Origin of the sequence: Kitasatospora sp. NPDC057692, from assembly GCF_042799475.1 — a bacterium.
Lineage (GTDB): Bacteria > Actinomycetota > Actinomycetes > Streptomycetales > Streptomycetaceae > Kitasatospora.
The window spans coordinates 7,131-25,219 of the sequence record NZ_JBHVIV010000107.1 but is presented as its reverse complement, the minus strand read 5'-3'; the positions used below and the strand labels follow the sequence as shown (position 1 = coordinate 25,219).

Below are 18,089 nucleotides of genomic sequence, written 5' to 3'. Positions count from 1 at the left end.
GCCTGGTCCTCCCGCGGCGCCCCGGCCCCCCGCCCCCCGGCCCGCCCGGGTAGCGGGGGGGGGCCGCCCCCGGGGGGGGGGGGGGGCCCCCGCCGCTGTGATGGGGGGGGATCCGGCCTCGCCCTGCCGGATCACCGGCATGGCTGCAAGGACAGTGGTACTAGGTTCACCATGAGATCGGGTACAGGTTTCATGGCACCGTCCTCCCACAGTGCCCTAGCGTCGTGCCATGACGATTCCAGCCCGGCTGAGACGCTCGGCCCTCCGGGCACGGCGGGACACCGGCTTTCTGGCCGCCGGCGTGCCGCCGCACCTGGCGCTGGTGCCCGTGTGGTCCTGGGCGGCGACGACCACCGCCAAGACCGGGAACTGGCTCCTGACGGTGTCCGTGTCGGCCGCGCTGATCCTGCTCGGCACCGCGGCGCTGACGGCCGTCCAGCGGGTCCGCTACCGGGCGCTCATCGGTGTGGACGTCCCCCGGCTCACCCCCACCGCGCCGGAACGGCGGACGTGGGCCCCGGCCGCCCGGCGGCTCACGGCGACGCGGCCTTGGCGCGAGGTCGGCTACCACCTCCTGCTGGGCCCGCTGCTCGCGCTGCTGGAGCTGCTGGTGCTCGTGTCGGCGGCGGCGGGCCTGGCGGGCGTCGTCGTCTACGCCTGGGCGTGGGCGCTGCCGGCCGGAATCCGCCAGGACTGGTTCCGCTACCTGACCCAATTGCCGGTCTACACGGCGGCCGGACTCCTCCTCCTGTGCGCTCTGCCCCGGACCGCGCGGGCGGTGGCCCGGGCCGAGGCGCGGCTGGCGTTGGGCCTGCTCGGGCCCAGTCGGACGCAGCGGCTCCAGGAACGGGTCGATCAGCTGGCCGTGAGCCGGAGCGACTTGATCGAGGCCGTCGACGCGGAGCGCCGCCGGATCGAGCGCGACCTGCACGACGGCACCCAGCAGCGGTTGGTGTCGCTCGCGGTCAACCTGGGTCTGGCCATCGCCACCCGCCCGGACCTGCCGAGCGATGCCCGCGAGGTGATCGCGAGGGCGCACCTGGAGGCGAAGGAGGCGATCGCCGAACTCAACGACCTGGCGCGGGGGCTGCACCCGGCCGTGCTCGAAGACCGGGGTCTGGACGCGGCGTTGTCCGGGCTGGCCGCCCGCACGCCCCTGCCGGTGCGGCTGCGGGTCGATCTGGAGGAGCGGGTGGCGCCAAGCGTGGAGTCGGTCGCGTACTTCGTGATCTCGGAGGCGCTGACCAACGCGACGAAGCACGCCGGCGCGATGCGGGTGGAGGTGCTGGTCCGCCGGGTCGGCGAGGTGCTGCGGGTGCGGGTCACCGACGACGGGCTGGGCGGTGCCGACGCCGCCGCCGGCACGGGGCTGACCGGGCTGGCCAAGCGGGTCGGCTCCCTCGACGGGGCCTTCCACGTCAGCAGCCCCGTCGGCGGGCCCACCACCATCACCGCGGAGCTGCCGTGCGCGCGGTGATCGCCGAGGATTCGGTGTTGTTGCGGGTCGGCCTGATCAAGGTGCTGGAGATGGGCGGGTTCCAGGTCGCCGCGGAAGCCGGCGACGCGGAGGGGCTGTTGGCGGCGGTGGCGGAGCACCGGCCCGAACTCGCCCTGATCGACGTCCGGATGCCGCCCGGCTTCACCGACGAGGGGGTGCGGGCGGCGATGGAGATCCGCCGGCGCTGGCCGGGGACGGCGGTGGTGCTGCTGTCGCAGTACGTGGAGGAGCGGTACGCGGCCGACCTGCTGTCCGCGCACACCAGCGGTGTGGGCTACCTGCTCAAGCAGCGCGTTGCCGATGTCACCGACTTCGTGGCGGCGGTGCGGCGGGTGGCGGACGGGGGCACGGCTCTGGACCCGCAGGTCGTCGCCCAGTTGCTGCTGCGGCGCGACAGCGACCCGCTCGCCCGGCTGACCCCCCGCGAACGGGAGGTGCTCGGCCTGATGGCCGAGGGGCGCTCCAATACCGGCATCGCACAGACGCTGGTGGTCGGCGAGAGCGCGGTGGCGAAGCACATCAACAACATCTTCGCCAAGCTCGACCTGCCCGTGGTCGACGTGGACCACCGCCGCGTCCTGGCCGTGCTGCGGTTCCTCGCAGCCGACCACGAGCACCTTCGACCACGAGCACCTTCGACCTGAGGACCTTCCCGGCGGCCCGGGCCGGCGGGCCCGGCCGCCGGCCCGTCGTCACACGAGTCCGGCGATGCGCACGAGGTCCGCCATGTAGAACGTGCCGGGGTCCTTGCCGAGCGTCGGCTGCCACGGGGGTGCCGAGTTCTTGCTGTTGTGGCTGAGGTACGAGCCCGGGTCGGCCTTGATCAGTGCGGCGATCACCTCGCCGACGATGGCGCTGCCCAGGGTGCCGAGCTTGAGGCTGCCCACGGCCGACTTCTCTTCGAGCGCGCCCTCGCCCAGGACGTAGTACCAGGGCGGTACATGGTCGAAGTCCTTCAGCCCGAAGTCCTTCGGCGTGTAAGGATCGTGGCCCGAACCGTACTTCGCGTACACCTCCTTGGCGAGGTCCTCCCCGGAGGACAGCCCCTTGGTGCCGTCCCCGCGGACGAAGGAGTTCGCGCGGCGCAGGTTCCGGATGGCGATGGAGAGCAGTGGCGAGTAGAGCTGGCCCCGGTACGGGTTTCCGTCCGGGAGCCCTTCCTTCTCCGTGGAGTCCTCCAGCCACGTCAGGGGGCTGTCGATCGGGGGCGGCATCTGGAGGAAGGCGTGGATGATCTTCCTGTCGAACCTCTTCGCGTACTGGGGTTGCCGCGCGCCCCCAGGGATCGCGAAGAACTGGTGCCAGTCGATGACCTGTTCGGTGCGCAGCGGGGAGAACGGTCTGCGGAAGTTGAAGAGGTGGCCGGTCGTGGCGTTGTTGAGGCGGTACTCCTCGACCGGCAGCGAGTGCAGCCGGTAGGCGGCGGTGGTGAATTCGAGGGGCAGTACGACCGGCTTGTCCTGCGGGGGATTGAAGAGGAGGAAGGGGGATTCCTTGTTCTCGGCCGCGGCCTTGACCTTCGCGTACACCGAGTCCTTCACGATCCTGGGAAGCCAGTCGTTGAGGATCATCCACTGGTAGTGCCAGACGACCTGTCGCTTGGCCGTGTCGAAGAGCGCGACGTCCGGGACCGAGCCCTTCAGCATGTCGACCACGGCGTTGTGGAACAGCATGAAGGCGTGGTGGATCTGGATCGAGATGATGGTGTTGTCGTTGCGCGGGTCAGCGATGACCGGGACGCCCTGGGGGTTGCGGGGCACGTCGTAGTCGCGGTTCGGGTCGATCCAGAACTTTCCGATGTCGAGGTTGTCGTAGAACGCGAACGACTGGGTCTTGGGGCCGAGTCCGTAGACGTGGGAGAGGTCGACCCTGGCGCTGCGGAAGTTCGTCGTGTCCCCGATGGTGTTGCTGTCGAAGGTCACGTCGGCCTGGAAGGTGATGTTGTGGTCGAGGAACTGGCCGAGGTAGGTGTAGCCCGCCGGGATGCCGGCCTTGGCCGGGTCCGTCGACGGCGTCGGCGGCTTCGCCAGGTACTTGTCGTCGATCTTCTCGCCGAGCTCGGCGCACTGCCTCTTGTCGAACGGGAGCGGGGGGTTGAGGTCCATCTGGCCGCCGGGTGCGCCGAGTTCCTCGATCAGATCGTCGCCGGGCACGTACCCGTGCAGCGCGGGGAACAGCCACGTGTAGGTGCCGGTCTCCACCACCGTGTCCCGGAACGCGACCGGGGTGTGCGGCTCCGCGGGGCGGGTGCCGTCGCCCAGGTCCAGGCGCAGCGGGCAGCCGTGGCCGGTGAAGGTGGGGTCAGCGACCCGGAGGCCGTCCGGGCTCAGCGCTGCTTGTCCGTCGCGGCCCAGGAGTTGGTCGAGGAGTCGGGTGCGGGCCTCCTCCCGTCGGGTGGCGACGTCGCCGGCGGGCGCTTCGGCCGTCGTGGTGTCCGTGGTCATCGGAGGACTCTTCCTTCCGTCGTCCGGGTGAGGGTGCCGGGGCGCCCTCACCCGGGGGCTTCACGGCCGACTCGGTCACGGCCGCCCCGCACGCATGCCCGCGCTCCGTCGTGCGGGTAACCCCGGCCGCCGAATACCACCGCAACGGCCCGGTGCCTTGACCCGGGCAGCCCGCCCGGGGCCGTGGGCGGTCACCGGCCGGCCCACGATCGAACGGACGTCCGCGCGGGCCGAGGACCCGTCGTCGAGTTGAGCCCGCAGGCCGGTCACCTCGGGTAGTCATATCGCTTCGGATTGCGATCGTGGATGAGGTGGTGTGCACTGGGAAGTGTACGAACCGTCAGCCGGCCGGGCCGGCCCCCTCGCTCCGGACTCCGGCGGCGCCGAAAGCATGACGAGGGTGAAGAGGGCGACGGCTATGCCGAACGGGGGCGAGTCGGCCGTAGCGGGCTGACCGGTCGGCGGTCGGCGTCCCCTGGCGTCGGCGACGAGCTGCGGCGAATCGGCAGTGACAAGTCTTGTGAGTCTGGAGGGTGGACCATGGGAATAGAATTCACAGTCGTCGATGCGGTCCCGTACGAGCACGGCCGTAGCACGGAGCCGCTGATATGGAATGGGACTGCCACTTTCAGTCACCCCGTAAAGAATGCCGAAGCCGCTGTCCAAGCATTCTCCCTTGAATTCCTGAGAGGGCCGTACAATCCCGGCGAAGCCCCCTACGGGAAGGAGCGCGTCGATTGCTCCGTGGGGAAGCTGACCGGTAATACCGCTGCGGTTCAGGTGACATTCCTGCTGCGCCCGCGGGACGCCGGACCCGACTACAACTTCCAGGCCTCGGCGCGGATCCTGGTCATCGCCGAGACGGGTGGGATGTAACGGGAAGAGAAGGCGGTGGTCGGAGTGGGTGTGGCGCCGAGTATTCAGGTCGAGCAGCATCATTTTGAATTTTCGCGGTCCAGCGAGGCATCCGTCAGGACCCAGACGTGGTCATTCTCGTTCGAGCAGTGTGTCAACAGGGTGGTCGCCTTTGTGTCCGGCTACTCCGGGCACTACACCGATGCCCAGTACCAGCAGATCGGAAGGATCCATGTGAAGGCGGAGGCCGGCCTTGAGGACGCCCAGAAGGGTGCGGTCCTGGTGACGTGTGAATGGGCATTCGATCCCCAGATCGGCGGCTATCCGTCGGCCGGGGAGGTCTGGGTGACCGTGCTGGGCTGGTGAGTAGTGTGGAGACCGGAGGCAGCGGCGGCCGGCTGGACGTGACGGCCGAGGACGTCCCGGCCGACCCGGGTTCCGTGGTCACCGCCGCGTTCCGGGTGGTCGACAGGCGGGAGGGGGTCGCGGGCGCGGACCTCGTCCTCACCGCCGATCCGGGGCTGACGTTCGAGGAGGACGTCGTGGGGTTCAGCCGGAACGGAGGCCGGCCGGGGACCTTCCGGGGCGAGCGGTCGCCGGGGGATTCCACCCTGAGGTGCGCGGGCGCCCATCTTGACGTCTACGACAGCGGGGACCGGATCGAACTCGATGTCGCCGTCCGCGTCGGTAGTGGACTCGCTTCCGGCGATCCCAGGGTGCGGCTGGCCATCAAGAGCCCGCCGAACTGCCCTCCGGAGACCTACGGGTCCGGAGACGTGACCATTCACGTCAAGCTCCTCGTTCCCCACATCGACAAAGTCGACCCCCAGGACGTGGAGGAAGGAGGGCCGGTCACTTTCGAGGGCAGCAATCTCGGCCTGGTGCGCTGGGCGGTGTTCGCGGACGAAAATGGCAGGACGGTCATCACGGATGCCAAGGGCAGCGATGTCGGCTACCTGGCGAAGTCGAGGCGCCCCCCAGGGCTGGCCAACGGGTGCGGACGGGTCTGGCTCTCCACCGCCGATACTCAGGACGAGATCGCGCCGGGCAACACGAGCAACAGTCTGGGCATCGTGTTCGAGAATCCGTAGGGGAATCGCGCGTCCCGCCGGGTCGGGTTTCTCCCGGGCCGTTCACAAAGGGGAGTGCAGCGCCCACATCCTGACAAGGGGAACTTTATCAAGGATTCGTCAACGAATCATACTGGAGGTGGTGTTCTGGTAAATTTGCGCGAAACCGTGATTCCCCGGTCGAGCGGGGTTGCCTGGCCATCGGTGGGATTTTAGACTGGATTCAGGAATTGCTCCACTGGGAAATTCCGACAGACGGCACACGTGAGAGAAGAGGAGGCGAGGCGGAATGAGCATGCATATTACCGCCGTTTACCCGCCCCAGGTCGAGGCGGGCGGACCGGTTCATCTGCAGGGCAGTGAACTCGGCCTGGCGCGCTGGGCGGTGTTCACGGACGAGAACAACAAGCACAGCCTGACCGTGGCCGCGACCGGGGTGGACGTCGGCAGGGCGGCCGACTCGGTATGCCCTGACGGTCTGGATACGCCGAGTAAGGGGACGATCGCCCTCTCGGATGCCACGACGAGGGATGAGGTCACCCAGTCGAATACCAGCAATGCGGTGTCCATCGGCTTTGTCGCGCGGTGACATCGCACGCCTGCGTCCGCGCAGGGGTTGTACGAATCCGCCCGCCATCTTGTGATGACGGGCGGATTCGACCTTCCCTGGCCGTGCCGGCGCTGTTCAGCCATGGGCGTGGAGCCCGTCTGTCGAGGCCGGTGGGCAGAGCAGCGGAGCTGACGCAGAAGAGGGCTGTCGCCCCAGGGCATCCCAAGGCCAAATCCCGTTCCGAGTAGTGTACTTGTCACTTGATCGGCGATCCTCGAGAGCCGCACACTGGGGCTGGCCCGACGGGGAGAGGGGGCGTCATGTGGGTGCTCCTGCTGCTCCTGCTGGGGGTGTCGGCGGCGGTGGCCGCGGTCGCTGTGCGCTGCCACGGCGCGCTGCGGGAGCTGCGCCGGACCGAACAACTCGCGGCGGGTGAGGAGTTCGACCTGACACGGACCGAACTCGCCTGCCTGACGGGGAGCCTGGGGGCGCTGACTCTGACGGAGATGTACGAGGGCGGCCGACTGGCCGCCGCCCGCTCCGGTGACGTCACGCTGACCACGCCCGCCGCGGCCGGTACCGGTGCGGGAGCGGGGGGCGGTGCCGGAGGGGAATTCGAGGCGGTGGCCGTGCGCTCGCTCGGGTCCGCGCGCGCCGGTGATATCGCGACGCTGCGCCAGGCGGTGGACGGGTCCCCGGAGGCGAAGGCCCTGCGCGCCCGGCTCGTGGCGCTGGGCCTGGCCGACGACAAGGAACTGGTGGAGCGCGTACGGCGGGTGAACCGGCTGACGTCGGTGCTGATCGGCGCGGTGGTCGTCGCGTTCATGGCCGCCGGGGGGTGGATGCGCGTGTACCCGGGGCTCCGGCCCGTCCCGCTGGCGGTGTTCCTGCTGGTGGCCTTCCTGCTGCCTTTCACGGCCGCCCTGTGGATCAACCGCGTATCGCGTCTGCCGCTACGCACCGTCACCGGGACGGGAGCCCGGGTACTGAAGGCCACCCTGCCGGCCGACCACGACCTGCGCACCTGCGATGCCGCCTCCTTCGCCCGGAGGATCGCCAGCCTGGAGGCCGCGATGCAGCAGCGCCTCTACACGTGCTCCGGCGATTACTAGGACGAGTAGCTCCGCGGTGGTGATCCTTGCGATGGCCTGCGCGATCCGGCACAACCGCACCACCGGCCGACCCGTCACCCGCTCACTGATCGCCTACGACCACTGACCGACATCGAAAACCACTCGTCCAGGTCTGGCGGTCGCCCGGGCACTACCTCGGAACCACGAGGCACAGACCGGCGTCGTCGGCCTCGCGGTAGATCCCGAGGAGCGTTGCGTTCGAGGTCTCGGAGCTGACGCCGTCGCACGGGCCACCGCTGGACGTGTCGACCTTCGCGACGACCTTGACGGTAGTGGGCGAGTCGTCGCACGCGACCTTTTCGGCGTTCCGGAAGCCCGCGATCGAGTCGGGGAGGCGCAGGCAGTCACCGACCTCGACCTTGTCGGCCGAGGAGTCGAAGACGTAGAACGCCGCCCCGGCGAGGCCCGCAATGATCACCCCGACCAGCAGCGGCCGGAGCCCCTTGCCGCGTTTCGGGGTGTCGAAGCCACCGCGGCCGGTCGAGGCCTGCTGCTGTCCCCCGCGCGGGATCGCCTCCTGGGCCGTCTGCCCGCTACCGCCCCAAGATCCTGCCGGTTCCGTCACCGCTTCGTCCCCCACGTCAAGAGCCTCAACGCCGGAACTGTAACGGGACCCACTCGCACCAGGCACTCCATTACTTGGGAACAACGACTCTCCGGTTGTCCGGCACGACGTTGCGGGACTGTCCTCAGAGGCCCTGCGGGCAGGGGATCCCGTCGGCCGTTCGGGGGCATGCGATGAGTGCTCGGGAGATGTACTGCGAGGCGTTCGGGTACCAGCCCCAGACGACGTCGTTCCCGGCGGTCAGGGAGAGCGTGTCGCGGACGAACCGGAGGCGCGCGTCGTCGCTGCTGCCGTACGACTCCGGGTAGGGGTGCTGCGCCAGCTCGCCGGCCATCCAGTCGACGGCCTCGTCCACGGTCTTGAGAGTTGCCCGGATCAGGCGGGGTGACTTGCGGAGCCAGTACTTGACTTCCATCGGGGGCAGCTCGTCGTCACGCGACTTGCTCTCGGCCCGATCGCGGCCGTTCCAACCATACGCGTGCCAGTGCGTCACTGTCTGAGGTCCCATCAGGCGGGCTGCCGGACCGTCTGGTGGTCGAGACCGGGGGTCCGGCGGGGTCGGTCGTTCAAGGTTAGTGAGTCAGGTCCCGTACCTCCGTCCGTCGTCGGAGTCGCCGGGCAGGGGGTTGCCGCCCTTGCCGTCGTCCGGGCTCTCGTCCGGGTCGGTCCTCGGGTCCATCGCGGTTCGCACAGTGTCTTCCTTGTTCAATGGGCCGCCCCCGTGGCTGAGGCGGCGGGTGGTGCAAGCCCGTACCGTGGCGGTCCGGGCGTGGCCGGCCCCCGCGTGCACGGGTCAACGGGGCAGTGGTTGCCTCGGCTCCGGCGGGGGTTCGCCGACCGGGTGGTAGGTCACGGTCACCTCCGCCCAGTCCTGCCGGTCGGACGGTTCGTAGTGCCACTGCCCCTCGCGCTCGGCCACCTGCTGCGCGCCGAGGAGTAGGGACTCCCCGAACTCCATCACCGCAGGTGGCACGTCGGGCGACCACCATCGGCGTGCGGCGACCGTGAGGACCTGAACGGCGAGTCGGGGGAAGTTCTCGGCGGTCGTCCATCCGCGTACGTCGGGAAGTCCGAGGCCGGGGAGGTCGGAGGTGCCGGGGAGTCCGGGCTGTCCCCGGAAGAAGTACTCGGCGGACCAGGGCATGGTGAGTCGGCCGGGGCCGGAGAGGAAGGACAACGCAGGGTCCAATCGGGATCGGTGGGACTATGCGGCAGGTCCCAACCGTGCGCACTTCAACGACCACTCGACGACCGAGCCGTCGGCGTTGTGGTGCCGGAACACCACGGCCGTCTGGACGATGGCCAGCGTGTCCGGGTCGTGTCGGCGCCAGCGTCGGACGAAGCTGCCGCGCCGTCCGTCGGGGTGGATGTACAGGCCGAGGCGGGGCGGCAGGGGGAGGTCGTCGACACATCCGCGGTAGTCCCGCCAAGGGCACTGGCAGTCGCTGGTGCGGGAGTCGAAGTCCCTTGTCCAGAGGGTGTTTTCGATGTGGGCGTAGGGGAGCGGGGTGATCGGTTCGGAGTGCCGCACGTCACGCGGCGGGGGTCGCCGGCTCGCCCCGGTAGAGGAGGGGGATCCGGGTGCCGTGCATGACCGCGGCTACGGCGACCCGGATCCGGCGCTGCATGAACGGCTCGCAGTGGTCGGACAGGGCGTCCAGCGGCACCCATTCCACGGCGCGGATCTCCCGCGCGGACTCGATGGGCGGTGCCAGTGCGGTTCCGATGCCCACGGTCCCGCCGTCGCACACGACGGTCAGGTTCTTGGGGGTTCCCGTGTCGGGGTCGGCCGGAACCTGGTCGACGGTCAGGCCGTGGGTGATCAGCCTGTTCAGCCCCAGCTTTTCGCGCAGTTCACGTCTCGCGGCAACGGCCACGGACTCGCCGGGGCGGATCCCGCCGCCGGGCAGGACCCAGTCGGGACGGTAGGTCGGGTGGATCAGGAGGATGGATGTGCCTGTCGAGTTGAGGACCAGGACGTCGGCATCGAGGCGAACGGAATGTGCCATGACGGGGCTCCGGGGAGGGGGAGGTGTGGGGTGCCCCGCCCCGTGTCGGGGAGGGTGGATGAACACGGGGCGGGGTTTGTGGGCTCCGCCTGCCCCACGGGACCGGAGCAGGCGGAGCCACCACCCGGCGTGGTGCGTCACGTCGGAAGGTGACTGCCGGGTGCATCCCCAACGCCGCCCTTTCAGGGGGTTCGTTGGGGGTTGGTGCCCGCCCTCGCGCCGGGTGTTGGGGGCGGTGCGGGGCGGGAGTCTTGGGGGTCGGGCAGTTCGGTTACGCTGCGGTGCTCGTGGGCTCCGTGATCGGTTCGATCCGGGTGGGCTTGACCGTCCACTCGCAGCCGCCCTCGGGCCGACGCAGGTGGACCAGGCCGCCTTCGGTGCCCATGTAGGCGCCGACCTTGCCGCTGTCCATGTCCCGAACCGGCTCGTGAAGCTTGGGCGCGTAGGCCTTGCCTCTGGCGGGTTCTCTCGGGTGTGCAGCCATGGCCGCTCCCTTCCGTAGTCGATCGGCTACCGAGGGCACACACTCTGGACCTACACTCAGCATCCGTTCAACTTGTTCTGGCTTGAAGTGGAGATGGGTGATCACTTGAACCGCAGAGAACTTGATCCTTCGTCATCCCCTCGCGCGGCGTTCGGTGCGCAGCTCCGCAGCTCACGGGAGGCAAAGGGGTGGTCGCAGCAGCGGCTGGCCGATGAGATGGGGATGTCGGACAGCTACATCTCTGCCGTAGAAACAGGCTCCAAATCCACTTCGTTCCGGTTCGCGGAGCTGGCAGACAAGGCCCTCGACACCGGACAGACCATGCAGCTGATGTGGCTCGGGCTTCGGCGGAGGGGCTTTCTTGAGGGCTTTCCGGAGCACGCTGCGCAGGAGGCTCGTGCGGTTGGGATCAGGGTGTTCGAGCCCAATCTCATCCCAGGTCTGTTCCAGACGCCTGCGTACACCGCTGCGCTTGAGACTGCGGCCGTCGCATCAGGCAGTACCACGCCCGACGAGTCCGAGGCCCGAAAGAAGTTCCTCGCCAAGCGCCAGTTGCTTCACCGACGCCCGGACCCGCCGCGCATTCAAGCAGTGATAGACGAGAGCGGCATCCGTCGCCCCGTAGGCGGTCCGGCCACCATGCGTGCGCAGCTCGACCACCTGGTGTTGCTCGCCGCAAGGCCTTACGTCCTCTTGCAGGTGGCACCGTTCAGCATGGCCGAACATGCGCCGTTCAGGGCGTTCGTGACCCTGTTGCAGTTCTCTGACCGCTCGGTGGTCGGGTACACCGAATCCGCTGAGCAGGGCTACGTTGTGCGAAATGACGAGACTGTCAGAACGTGGGAGAAGGCCTACGATCAGGTGCAGGTGGATGCACTCTCCCGAGCCGCATCACTCGAACTCATCTGCAAGGCCCGAGAGGAGCTGTCCCCATGACCACTCCAGATCTATCCGTTGCTACCTGGTTCAAGTCCTCCCACAGCAGTAACGGCGGTTCCTGCGTAGAGGTGGCGGCCGACTTTCCCGGTACCGTCCCGGTCCGTGACTCCAAGGACCCGTCCGGTCCCGCGCTGATCTTCCCGGCTGACGCGTGGTGCGCGTTCGTTGGCGCTGTTCGGGCAGGCGAGTTCGGCACCGTCTGATGCGGCGTGTTGAACGCGCCGACCACCGAGGCCCCGCTGCCCCTTGACCGGGGTGGTGGGGTCTCGCTGGTATTGAGTTCATCGGAGACGTGCGGAAGGGCTTTGAGCATGGACGACCTGAGTGGCGTCACCTGGCGGAAGAGCTCACACAGCAGCAACGGCGGCGAGTGCATCGAGGTGGCGGACGGTCTGCCCGGTGTCGTCCCCGTCCGTGACTCCAAGGACCCCGTGGGTGCAGCGTTGGTCTTCTCTTCCGGCGCGTGGCGGGCGTTCGTCGGTGCCGTTCAGGCGGGCGAGTTCGGTGTCGTCTGATGCGGGTTGAACGTGCCTGCCGCCGGGGGCCCCGGTACTCCGTGACCAGGATGGCCGGCCTCGGGTCGGACCGGGGTGCGTCGCTGTGTGTCGCGCTGGGGTGTGCGCCTGCGCGCCCCCAATACGGGTGATCCGGAGGGGAGATCGGCTGATTCAGGGCCGGGGGGTCGGTGGCCGTGCTTACCGTGATGCCGACATGAAAAGCCCCGGCGGTGCGCCAACACCCCGGGGATTGGCACCAGGAGTGAAAAGGACTCCACGATGCGGATTCATCGTATCCCCGACCACGCACCCGGGTACACGATCCTGGACAACGGGCATGTCGTGCGAAAGCACGCGCTCTCCTGGGCTGCCCGAGGACTGCTGGTCTATCTGCTCAGCCTGCCGGACGGAGCCCGTGAGGACGTACGGACTCTGGCGGCAAAGAGTGTCGAGGGACGCGCGACGGTCGCCCGCGCGCTGCGGGAGCTGGAGGCGGCCGGCCATTACGTGCGGCGGACCGTGCGCGACCCCTTGACCGGGCGGGTCAGGACGGTGGTCTCCGTGCATGAAGTTCCCGTTGCGGACAAGGCGGTTCACACGCTGCCGCCGCTTCCCGCGTCTCCGGCCGCCGGGGTGCCCGGCGTCGGGAAGGCGGGAAGCCCCTCCTTGAGGGTAAGGACGGTGGGGCGCAAGGAACCTTCCGTCCTTCCGGCGAAGGCAGCGCCTCGCATGACGGAGGGGCTGGGCCTGCTGCTCGAACTCGGCCGACGTGATCCGAAGCTCGCCCTGGCGGGCAAGCCCCTGGTGGACCAGGCGTCGCGGGTGGAGGGCCTGTTGGCGGGCGGCTGGTCGGCGGACGCGCTGCTGGGCATCCTGGCCGCGCCGCTGCCGGGAAAGCTGACCCACAGCGTCGCGGCCGTCCTCGGCGGGCGCTTGACGAAAGTGCCGCCCGTTCCGTGGACCAAGGGTGCGGTGGCGGTGCCGCGCCCGAGGCGTCATGAGTGCCCGGGACGGGACGGCATGTGCGGCCGTCCCGTCGCCGGGGCGGGGGAGTCGTGCGCCGGTTGCGTAGCGGATCAGACGGTGTCGCGGACCTTGAAGTAGCCGTTCTCGACCAGGAACCTCTGGTTGGGGTTGGCGGCGCCGCACGCGTACAGGAACACGTTGTCGCCGTTGTCGCGCGTACCGCCGACGTCCAGGCACATCTCCCGGGCGGAGCCGACCGTCGATTCCAGGACCACCAACCCCCGGCGCAGCAGCCAGGCCTGGTTGGCGTCGGCGGCCTGGGAGTACTCGCAGGCCCAGATACGGACGTTGTCGCCGTTGGTGCCGGTGTTGTCGGCGTCGAGGCACATCTCGGGACCGCCGGTGCCGACGGTGTCGGCGACCTTGATCCGGCCGTCGTCGATGACGAAGCGCTGGTTGGCGTGGTCCAGGCACTGCCAGATGCGGACGTTGTCCGCGTTGACCCGGGTGTTGCCGACGTCCAGGCACATGCCGGACGGCGGTCGGGGCGGGGTGGCGACGGTCAGGGTGCCGTCGGTGATCGTGTACTCGGTGGCGCTGCCCGGGTTGGTGTACCGGAAGCTGCCGTTGCCGCGCGGGAGGACGGTGTCGGCGGGGGCGCCGGTGTCCACGGTGACCTGCGGGGAGAAACGAAAGTAGCCGTTGGACGGCCAGCCGCTGTTGCCCCCGTTGCGGCCGTAGCCCTCGCAGGTGAGGGTCCGGTTCCCGTTGCTGAGGGCGCAGTTGCGCAGACCGACGTTGTTGGTGCCCCAGGCCGAGCCGTCGCCGCTGTACTGCGTGGGCACGGTGGTCTGCGGGGCGAAGACGGTGCTGCCCGGGGCGGTGAAGACGGCGGTCATGCCGGAGGCGGGAAGGCTGCCCGCGCCGCCGGTGTTCTGGTACGTCCACGGGACGGCGGCGCTCTCGCCCGGGGCGATCGTGACGGTGCTCGGCACGTCTCGGCCGATGAAGGTGACGGCGGCGGCTGGTTGGGCGAAGGCGCCGGCGAGGGCCAGCGCCGTGGTGGCGACGGTGGCCGTGCGGGCGAGGCGTCGCTTGAGGGGGTGCATGGGCTCGACTCCACTTCCTCGGGGGCTGCGGTCGAGCATCTTCGTGGAGGTCCCGGTGGTGTGGGGGCCGCCCGTCACGGCCGGGCGGTGTGGTTCACCCCTTCGGGCGGCGGGGCGCTGCCGGCCGGGTGAGCCGGCGGGCGGAAGGCGACCGGGGCGGCGAAGGCGGCGCGGCGGGTGGCGCGGCGCAGGGCCCGCAGGACGGGGGTGCCGAGGGTGAGGCAGAGGACGACGGTGAGGGCGGCGCGCGGGAGGTCCCAGCCGAGCGAGGTGGTGAGGCAGTAGGCGGCGAAACGGACCAGGTTGTCGGGGAGCGGGTCGCCCGGGACGAAGGAGATCGAGCTCGCCAGGCCCGCGATGTAGGGCCAGCCCTGGAGGTTCATGATCACGCCGTAGAGGAGGGAGGCCGTGGCTCCGTAGACGGCGAGGACGGCGAGTTCGCGGCGGCCGCGCAGACGGGCCGGGCCGGGGAGGAGACCGGCGCCGAAGCTCACCCAGCCCATGGCGAGCATCTGGAACGGCAGCCAGGGCCCGACGCCGCCGGTCAGCAGCGCGGAGGCGAACATCGACAGCGCGCCGAGCACGAAGCCGAAGCCCGGTCCGAGCACCCGGCCGGCCAGCACCATCAGGAAGAACATCGGCTCCAGCCCGGCGGTGCCCGCGCCGAGCGGGCGCAGGGCGGCGCCGGCGGCGGCCAGCACGCCGAGCAGGGCCACCGACTTGGCGTCCAGACCCGGCGCGTCGCCGCCCGCCGCGCGGCCCTCGGAGATCTGGGCGACGAGGACGGCGAGCAGGAGCGGGAGGAGCAGGGCGAACAGCCAGGGGGCGTCGGCGGAATGGCCCACCAGGGCGGAGTCCGTGGCGGCGAGCAGCGGCCAGCCGAAGCCCGCCACACCGACCAGCGAGACCAGGGCGAGGGCGAGGACCGAGCGGCGGCCGAGCGGGACGGGGCGGGCCAGCGGGGCGTGGGGCGGGTTCACTCGGCGGCCTCGGCGAGGGCGAGGGCGTCGGCGACCTGGTGGACGGTGAGCCAGGGGCCCGGGGCGAGGATCTTGGCGACCTGCGGGGCGAAGGCCGGGGAGCCGAGCACCACCTCGGGCGTCGGCCCGTCCGCGACGATCTCGCCGTCGGCCAGGACGGCCGTGCGGTGGGAGAGTTCGGCCGCCAGCTCGACGTCGTGGGTGGCCAGCAGGACGGCGTGGCCCTCGGCGGCGAGGTCGCGCAGGATCTCCACCAGCCGGGCCTTGGCCGCGTAGTCGAGGCCCCGGGTGGGCTCGTCGAGCAGGATCAGCGGCGGGCGGGCGGTGAGCACCACCGCCAGGGCGAGGGTGAGACGCTGGCCCTCGGAGAGGTCGCGCGGGTGGGCGGTGTCGGCGAGGCCGGGCAGCAGCCGTTCGACCAGGGCGCGGCAGGTGCCGGGCGCGGCGCCCGCGTCGCGGTCGGCGGAGGTGCACTCGGCGGTGACGCTCTCCCCGTAGAGCAGGTCGCGCGGGTCCTGCGGGACGAGGCCGACCCGGCGGATCAGTTCGGCGGGCCGGGTGCGGTGCGGGGTGCGGCCGCCGACGGTGACCGAGCCGGCGGCGGGTGCGTGCAGGCCGACCAGGGTGCCGAGCAGGGTGGACTTGCCGGCGCCGTTGCGGCCCATGAGGGCGGTGACCTCGCCCGGGTGGAGGGTGAGGTCGACCCCGCGCAGGGCGGGGACGGGGCCGCGGTGGACCACCAGGCGGGAGGCGGTGGCGAGCGGCGCGCGGCGGTCCGCGGCGGAGGAGGCGGACGGGGCGGGCGGACGGTGGCCGTCCAGCCGGGTGCGCAGCCCGGCGGCCCGGCGGCGGGCGTCGCGGACGGTGAGCGGCAGCGGGCGCCAGCCGGCCAGTCGGCCGAGCCCGACCACCGGCGGGTGCACCGGTGAGTGGGCCATCACCTCGGCCGGCTCGCCGAGGACGGGCGGCGCGCCGGGGGTCAGCAGCAGGACCTGGTCGGCGTACTGGACCACTCGCTCCAGCCGGTGCTCCGCCATCAGCACGGTGGTGCCGAGGTCGTGGACCAGCCGCTGGAGCACGGCCAGCACCTCCTCGGCGGCGCCCGGGTCGAGCGCGGAGGTGGGCTCGTCCAGCACCAGCACGCGCGGGTGGACGGTGAGCACCGAGCCGATCGCGACCCGCTGCTGCTGGCCGCCGGAGAGCGAGGTGAGCGCGCGGCGGCGCAGGTCGGCCAGGCCGAGCAGGTCGAGGGTCTCCTCGACGCGGCGCCGCATCACGTCCGGGGGCAGGCCCAACGACTCCATGCCGTAGGCGAGTTCGTCCTCGACGGTGTCGGTGACGAAGTGCGCGCGCGGGTCCTGGCCGACCGTGCCGACCAGGTCGGCGAGGTCGCGCGGGCGGTGCTCGCGGGTGTCGCGCCCGGCGACGGTGACCCGGCCGTGCAGCACGCCGCCGGTGAAGTGCGGGACGAGGCCGCTCACCGTGCCCAGCAGGGTGGACTTGCCGGAGCCCGACGGGCCGACGAGCAGGCAGAGTTCGCCCTCGGGGATCGTCAGGTCGACGCCGCTGAGCGCGGGGGCCGCGGCGTCGGCGTACTGGACGCCGACCTGTTCGAAGGTGATCACGAGGTCCTCCGGGGCTCGGTCGGGGCGGTCGGGTGGGCCGGGGTGGTCGGGTGCGCCGGGGTGGTCGGGGCGGCGAGGGAGGTCGGAGGGCTCGGGGCGGGTGAGGGGCGGGGGTCCGCGGTGGTGGACGGCGGGGGCGGGGCCGCGAAGGCGGGGACCAGGCCGAGGAGGACCGCCGCCGCGGCGGCGACCGGGAGGACGGGGGCGGTCGGCGGGACGACGGTGGGGGCGAAGGCCGCCGGGTCGAGCGCGGCGAGCCAGGCCGTCGACGCGGCGACCGCGATCCCCGACCCGGCGGTGAGCCACTCGGGCAGCGCCCAGGGGTCGGGCCGGTAGCGGGTCCGGACGGAGCGCCGGCCGCCGAGCAGGAGCCCGGCGAAGGCGGCGGCCAGGCCGATCACCAGCACCGGCACCGCCCACCCGCTGCCGCCCGCCGTCAGCAGCCCGTACGCGGCCAGGCAGATGCCGAGCAGCCCGGCCAGGGTGAGGGCGGCGGTGAGCGCGGCGATCCGGCGGGGGACCGCGGCGGTGCGCCCGAACCCGCGGGTGTCCATCGCGGCGGCGAGCGCCACCGAGCGCTCCAGCGCGCCCTCCAGGACGGGCAGTCCGACGCTGAGCACGGCGGCGATGCCGCGGTCGGTGCGTCCGCGCAGGCGGCGGGCGGAGCGCAGCCGCTGCACGTCGGCGACCAGGTTCGGCGCGAAGGTCATCGCGACCACGACGGCGACGCCCGCCTCGTAGAGCGCGCCGGGGAGGGTGCGCAGCAGGCGGGCCGGGCTGGCGAGGGCGTTCGCCGCGCCGACGCAGACCAGCAGGGTGGCCAGCCGCAGCCCGTCGTAGAGCGCGGCGAGCAGGCCTTCGAGGGTGACCCGTCCGCCGATCCGCACGCCCTGCGCCCAGGCGGGGAGCGGGACTTCGGGGAGGGTGAACAGGACGTGGGTGCCGGGGACCGGTGAGCCGAGGAGGACGGCGAAGACCAGGCGGATGCCGAGGACGAGGAGGCCGAGGCGCAGGAACGCGCCGTAGGAGAGGGACCAGGGGGCGTCGCCGCGCCGGGCGGCGACGACGTAGCCGGCGACGGCGGCGAGCAGGAGCAGCACCAGCGGGTTGGTGGTGCGGGTGGCGGCCGCGCCCAGGCCGAGTGCCCACAGCCACCAGGCTCCGGGGTGGAGGTGGCGGGGGCCGGCGGGGGGCCGGCGGCGGGCGGCGCGGGGTGTGGGCACGGTGGGGTCCAGGGGTGGGGCGGTCGGTTCGGCGGCGGTAATAGGGCCGGGCCCACTACAGGGCCCGGGGGTGGGGGGTTTTTTTTTACCAGGGTGGTATAAAAAAAAGAAACAGCCCACCATAAGGTGGGGGTTTTAATAA

General features: G+C 71.1%; 21 protein-coding genes. 10 read left to right on the top strand and 11 right to left on the bottom strand.

Annotation, left to right across the window (positions count from 1 at the left end):
• Positions 1-229 precede the first annotated feature (229 nt).
• The gene (locus ACFVFS_RS36110; RefSeq protein WP_380629180.1) at positions 230-1,477 is read left to right on the top strand and encodes a histidine kinase; all 1,248 of its coding nucleotides are present in this window, start codon (positions 230-232) and stop codon (positions 1,475-1,477) included.
• Positions 1,465-2,142: a response regulator gene (locus tag ACFVFS_RS36105; protein ID WP_380629179.1), complete on the top strand. Its 678-nt coding sequence runs from the start codon at positions 1,465-1,467 to the stop codon at positions 2,140-2,142. Before ACFVFS_RS36110 ends, ACFVFS_RS36105 begins: the two co-directional genes overlap by 13 nt.
• Before the next feature lie 48 nt (positions 2,143-2,190).
• On the opposite strand, the gene ACFVFS_RS36100 is transcribed toward ACFVFS_RS36105, so the two are convergent.
• Positions 2,191-3,942 carry a peroxidase family protein gene (locus ACFVFS_RS36100; protein WP_380629178.1) on the bottom strand — a complete coding sequence of 584 codons (1,752 nt, stop codon included), beginning with the start codon at positions 3,940-3,942 and terminating at the stop codon, positions 2,191-2,193.
• A 906-nt stretch (positions 3,943-4,848) separates the two neighbouring features.
• On the opposite strand from ACFVFS_RS36100, the gene ACFVFS_RS36095 reads away from it, so the two are divergent.
• The 4 genes from ACFVFS_RS36095 (at position 4,849) to ACFVFS_RS36080 (ending at position 7,529) form a co-directional block, all read left to right on the top strand.
• On the top strand, positions 4,849-5,163 hold the full coding sequence (locus ACFVFS_RS36095; protein ID WP_380629177.1) for a hypothetical protein: 315 nt from the start codon (positions 4,849-4,851) through the stop codon (positions 5,161-5,163).
• 5 nt (positions 5,164-5,168) lie between these two features.
• On the top strand, positions 5,169-5,888 hold the full coding sequence (locus ACFVFS_RS36090) for a hypothetical protein (RefSeq protein ID WP_380629176.1): 720 nt from the start codon (positions 5,169-5,171) through the stop codon (positions 5,886-5,888).
• 268 nt (positions 5,889-6,156) lie between these two features.
• Positions 6,157-6,456 (top strand): hypothetical protein, encoded by a 300-nt coding sequence (locus ACFVFS_RS36085; protein ID WP_380629175.1) that lies wholly within the window; start codon positions 6,157-6,159, stop codon positions 6,454-6,456.
• A gap of 281 nt (positions 6,457-6,737) precedes the next feature.
• Entirely contained in the window at positions 6,738-7,529 is a 792-nt protein-coding gene (locus tag ACFVFS_RS36080) for a hypothetical protein (protein WP_380629174.1), read from the top strand.
• 151 nt (positions 7,530-7,680) lie between these two features.
• Here the strand turns inward: ACFVFS_RS36080 and ACFVFS_RS36075 are convergent, their stop codons facing one another.
• The 6 genes from ACFVFS_RS36075 to ACFVFS_RS36050 all read right to left on the bottom strand — a co-directional run bounded on the left by ACFVFS_RS36075 (position 7,681) and on the right by ACFVFS_RS36050 (position 10,608).
• Complete coding sequence (locus tag ACFVFS_RS36075) at positions 7,681-8,130, bottom strand: hypothetical protein (protein WP_380629173.1); 450 nt, start codon at positions 8,128-8,130, stop codon at positions 7,681-7,683.
• A 109-nt stretch (positions 8,131-8,239) separates the two neighbouring features.
• Positions 8,240-8,530, bottom strand: coding sequence for a hypothetical protein (locus ACFVFS_RS36070; protein WP_380629172.1), 291 nt, complete (start codon positions 8,528-8,530; stop codon positions 8,240-8,242).
• Between the two features lie 378 nt (positions 8,531-8,908).
• A complete protein-coding gene (locus ACFVFS_RS36065; RefSeq protein WP_380629171.1) occupies positions 8,909-9,304 on the bottom strand; it encodes a hypothetical protein in 396 nt (131 codons plus the stop codon).
• A gap of 15 nt (positions 9,305-9,319) precedes the next feature.
• Positions 9,320-9,646, bottom strand: a complete 327-nt coding sequence (locus ACFVFS_RS36060; RefSeq protein ID WP_380629170.1) for a hypothetical protein — start codon at positions 9,644-9,646, stop codon at positions 9,320-9,322.
• Position 9,647: 1 nt separating this feature from the next.
• A complete protein-coding gene (locus ACFVFS_RS36055; protein WP_380629169.1) occupies positions 9,648-10,124 on the bottom strand; it encodes an NUDIX domain-containing protein in 477 nt (158 codons plus the stop codon).
• Positions 10,125-10,395: 271 nt separating this feature from the next.
• Positions 10,396-10,608: a hypothetical protein gene (locus tag ACFVFS_RS36050; RefSeq protein WP_380629168.1), complete on the bottom strand. Its 213-nt coding sequence runs from the start codon at positions 10,606-10,608 to the stop codon at positions 10,396-10,398.
• A gap of 72 nt (positions 10,609-10,680) precedes the next feature.
• On the opposite strand from ACFVFS_RS36050, the gene ACFVFS_RS36045 reads away from it, so the two are divergent.
• The 4 genes from ACFVFS_RS36045 (at position 10,681) to ACFVFS_RS36030 (ending at position 13,148) form a co-directional block, all read left to right on the top strand.
• Entirely contained in the window at positions 10,681-11,544 is an 864-nt protein-coding gene (locus ACFVFS_RS36045) for a Scr1 family TA system antitoxin-like transcriptional regulator (RefSeq protein ID WP_380629166.1), read from the top strand.
• On the top strand, positions 11,541-11,750 hold the full coding sequence (locus ACFVFS_RS36040; protein ID WP_380629165.1) for a DUF397 domain-containing protein: 210 nt from the start codon (positions 11,541-11,543) through the stop codon (positions 11,748-11,750). Before ACFVFS_RS36045 ends, ACFVFS_RS36040 begins: the two co-directional genes overlap by 4 nt.
• 108 nt (positions 11,751-11,858) lie before the next feature.
• Positions 11,859-12,062 (top strand): DUF397 domain-containing protein, encoded by a 204-nt coding sequence (locus ACFVFS_RS36035; RefSeq protein WP_380629164.1) that lies wholly within the window; start codon positions 11,859-11,861, stop codon positions 12,060-12,062.
• A gap of 261 nt (positions 12,063-12,323) precedes the next feature.
• Positions 12,324-13,148 carry a helix-turn-helix domain-containing protein gene (locus ACFVFS_RS36030; protein WP_380629163.1) on the top strand — a complete coding sequence of 275 codons (825 nt, stop codon included), beginning with the start codon at positions 12,324-12,326 and terminating at the stop codon, positions 13,146-13,148.
• On the opposite strand, the gene ACFVFS_RS36025 is transcribed toward ACFVFS_RS36030, so the two are convergent.
• From ACFVFS_RS36025 to ACFVFS_RS36010, 4 genes are all read right to left on the bottom strand, one after another.
• The gene (locus ACFVFS_RS36025; RefSeq protein WP_380629162.1) at positions 13,121-14,119 is read right to left on the bottom strand and encodes an RICIN domain-containing protein; all 999 of its coding nucleotides are present in this window, start codon (positions 14,117-14,119) and stop codon (positions 13,121-13,123) included. The two genes, ACFVFS_RS36030 and ACFVFS_RS36025, sit on opposite strands and share 28 nt — an antisense overlap.
• A 74-nt stretch (positions 14,120-14,193) precedes the next feature.
• Positions 14,194-15,099, bottom strand: coding sequence for an ECF transporter S component (locus tag ACFVFS_RS36020; protein ID WP_380629161.1), 906 nt, complete (start codon positions 15,097-15,099; stop codon positions 14,194-14,196).
• The gene (locus tag ACFVFS_RS36015) at positions 15,096-16,724 is read right to left on the bottom strand and encodes an ABC transporter ATP-binding protein (RefSeq protein ID WP_380629160.1); all 1,629 of its coding nucleotides are present in this window, start codon (positions 16,722-16,724) and stop codon (positions 15,096-15,098) included. The genes ACFVFS_RS36020 and ACFVFS_RS36015 overlap by 4 nt, the downstream gene beginning before the upstream one ends.
• Positions 16,721-17,989, bottom strand: a complete 1,269-nt coding sequence (locus ACFVFS_RS36010; RefSeq protein WP_380629181.1) for an energy-coupling factor transporter transmembrane component T — start codon at positions 17,987-17,989, stop codon at positions 16,721-16,723. Before ACFVFS_RS36010 ends, ACFVFS_RS36015 begins: the two co-directional genes overlap by 4 nt.
• Positions 17,990-18,089: the final 100 nt, after the last annotated feature.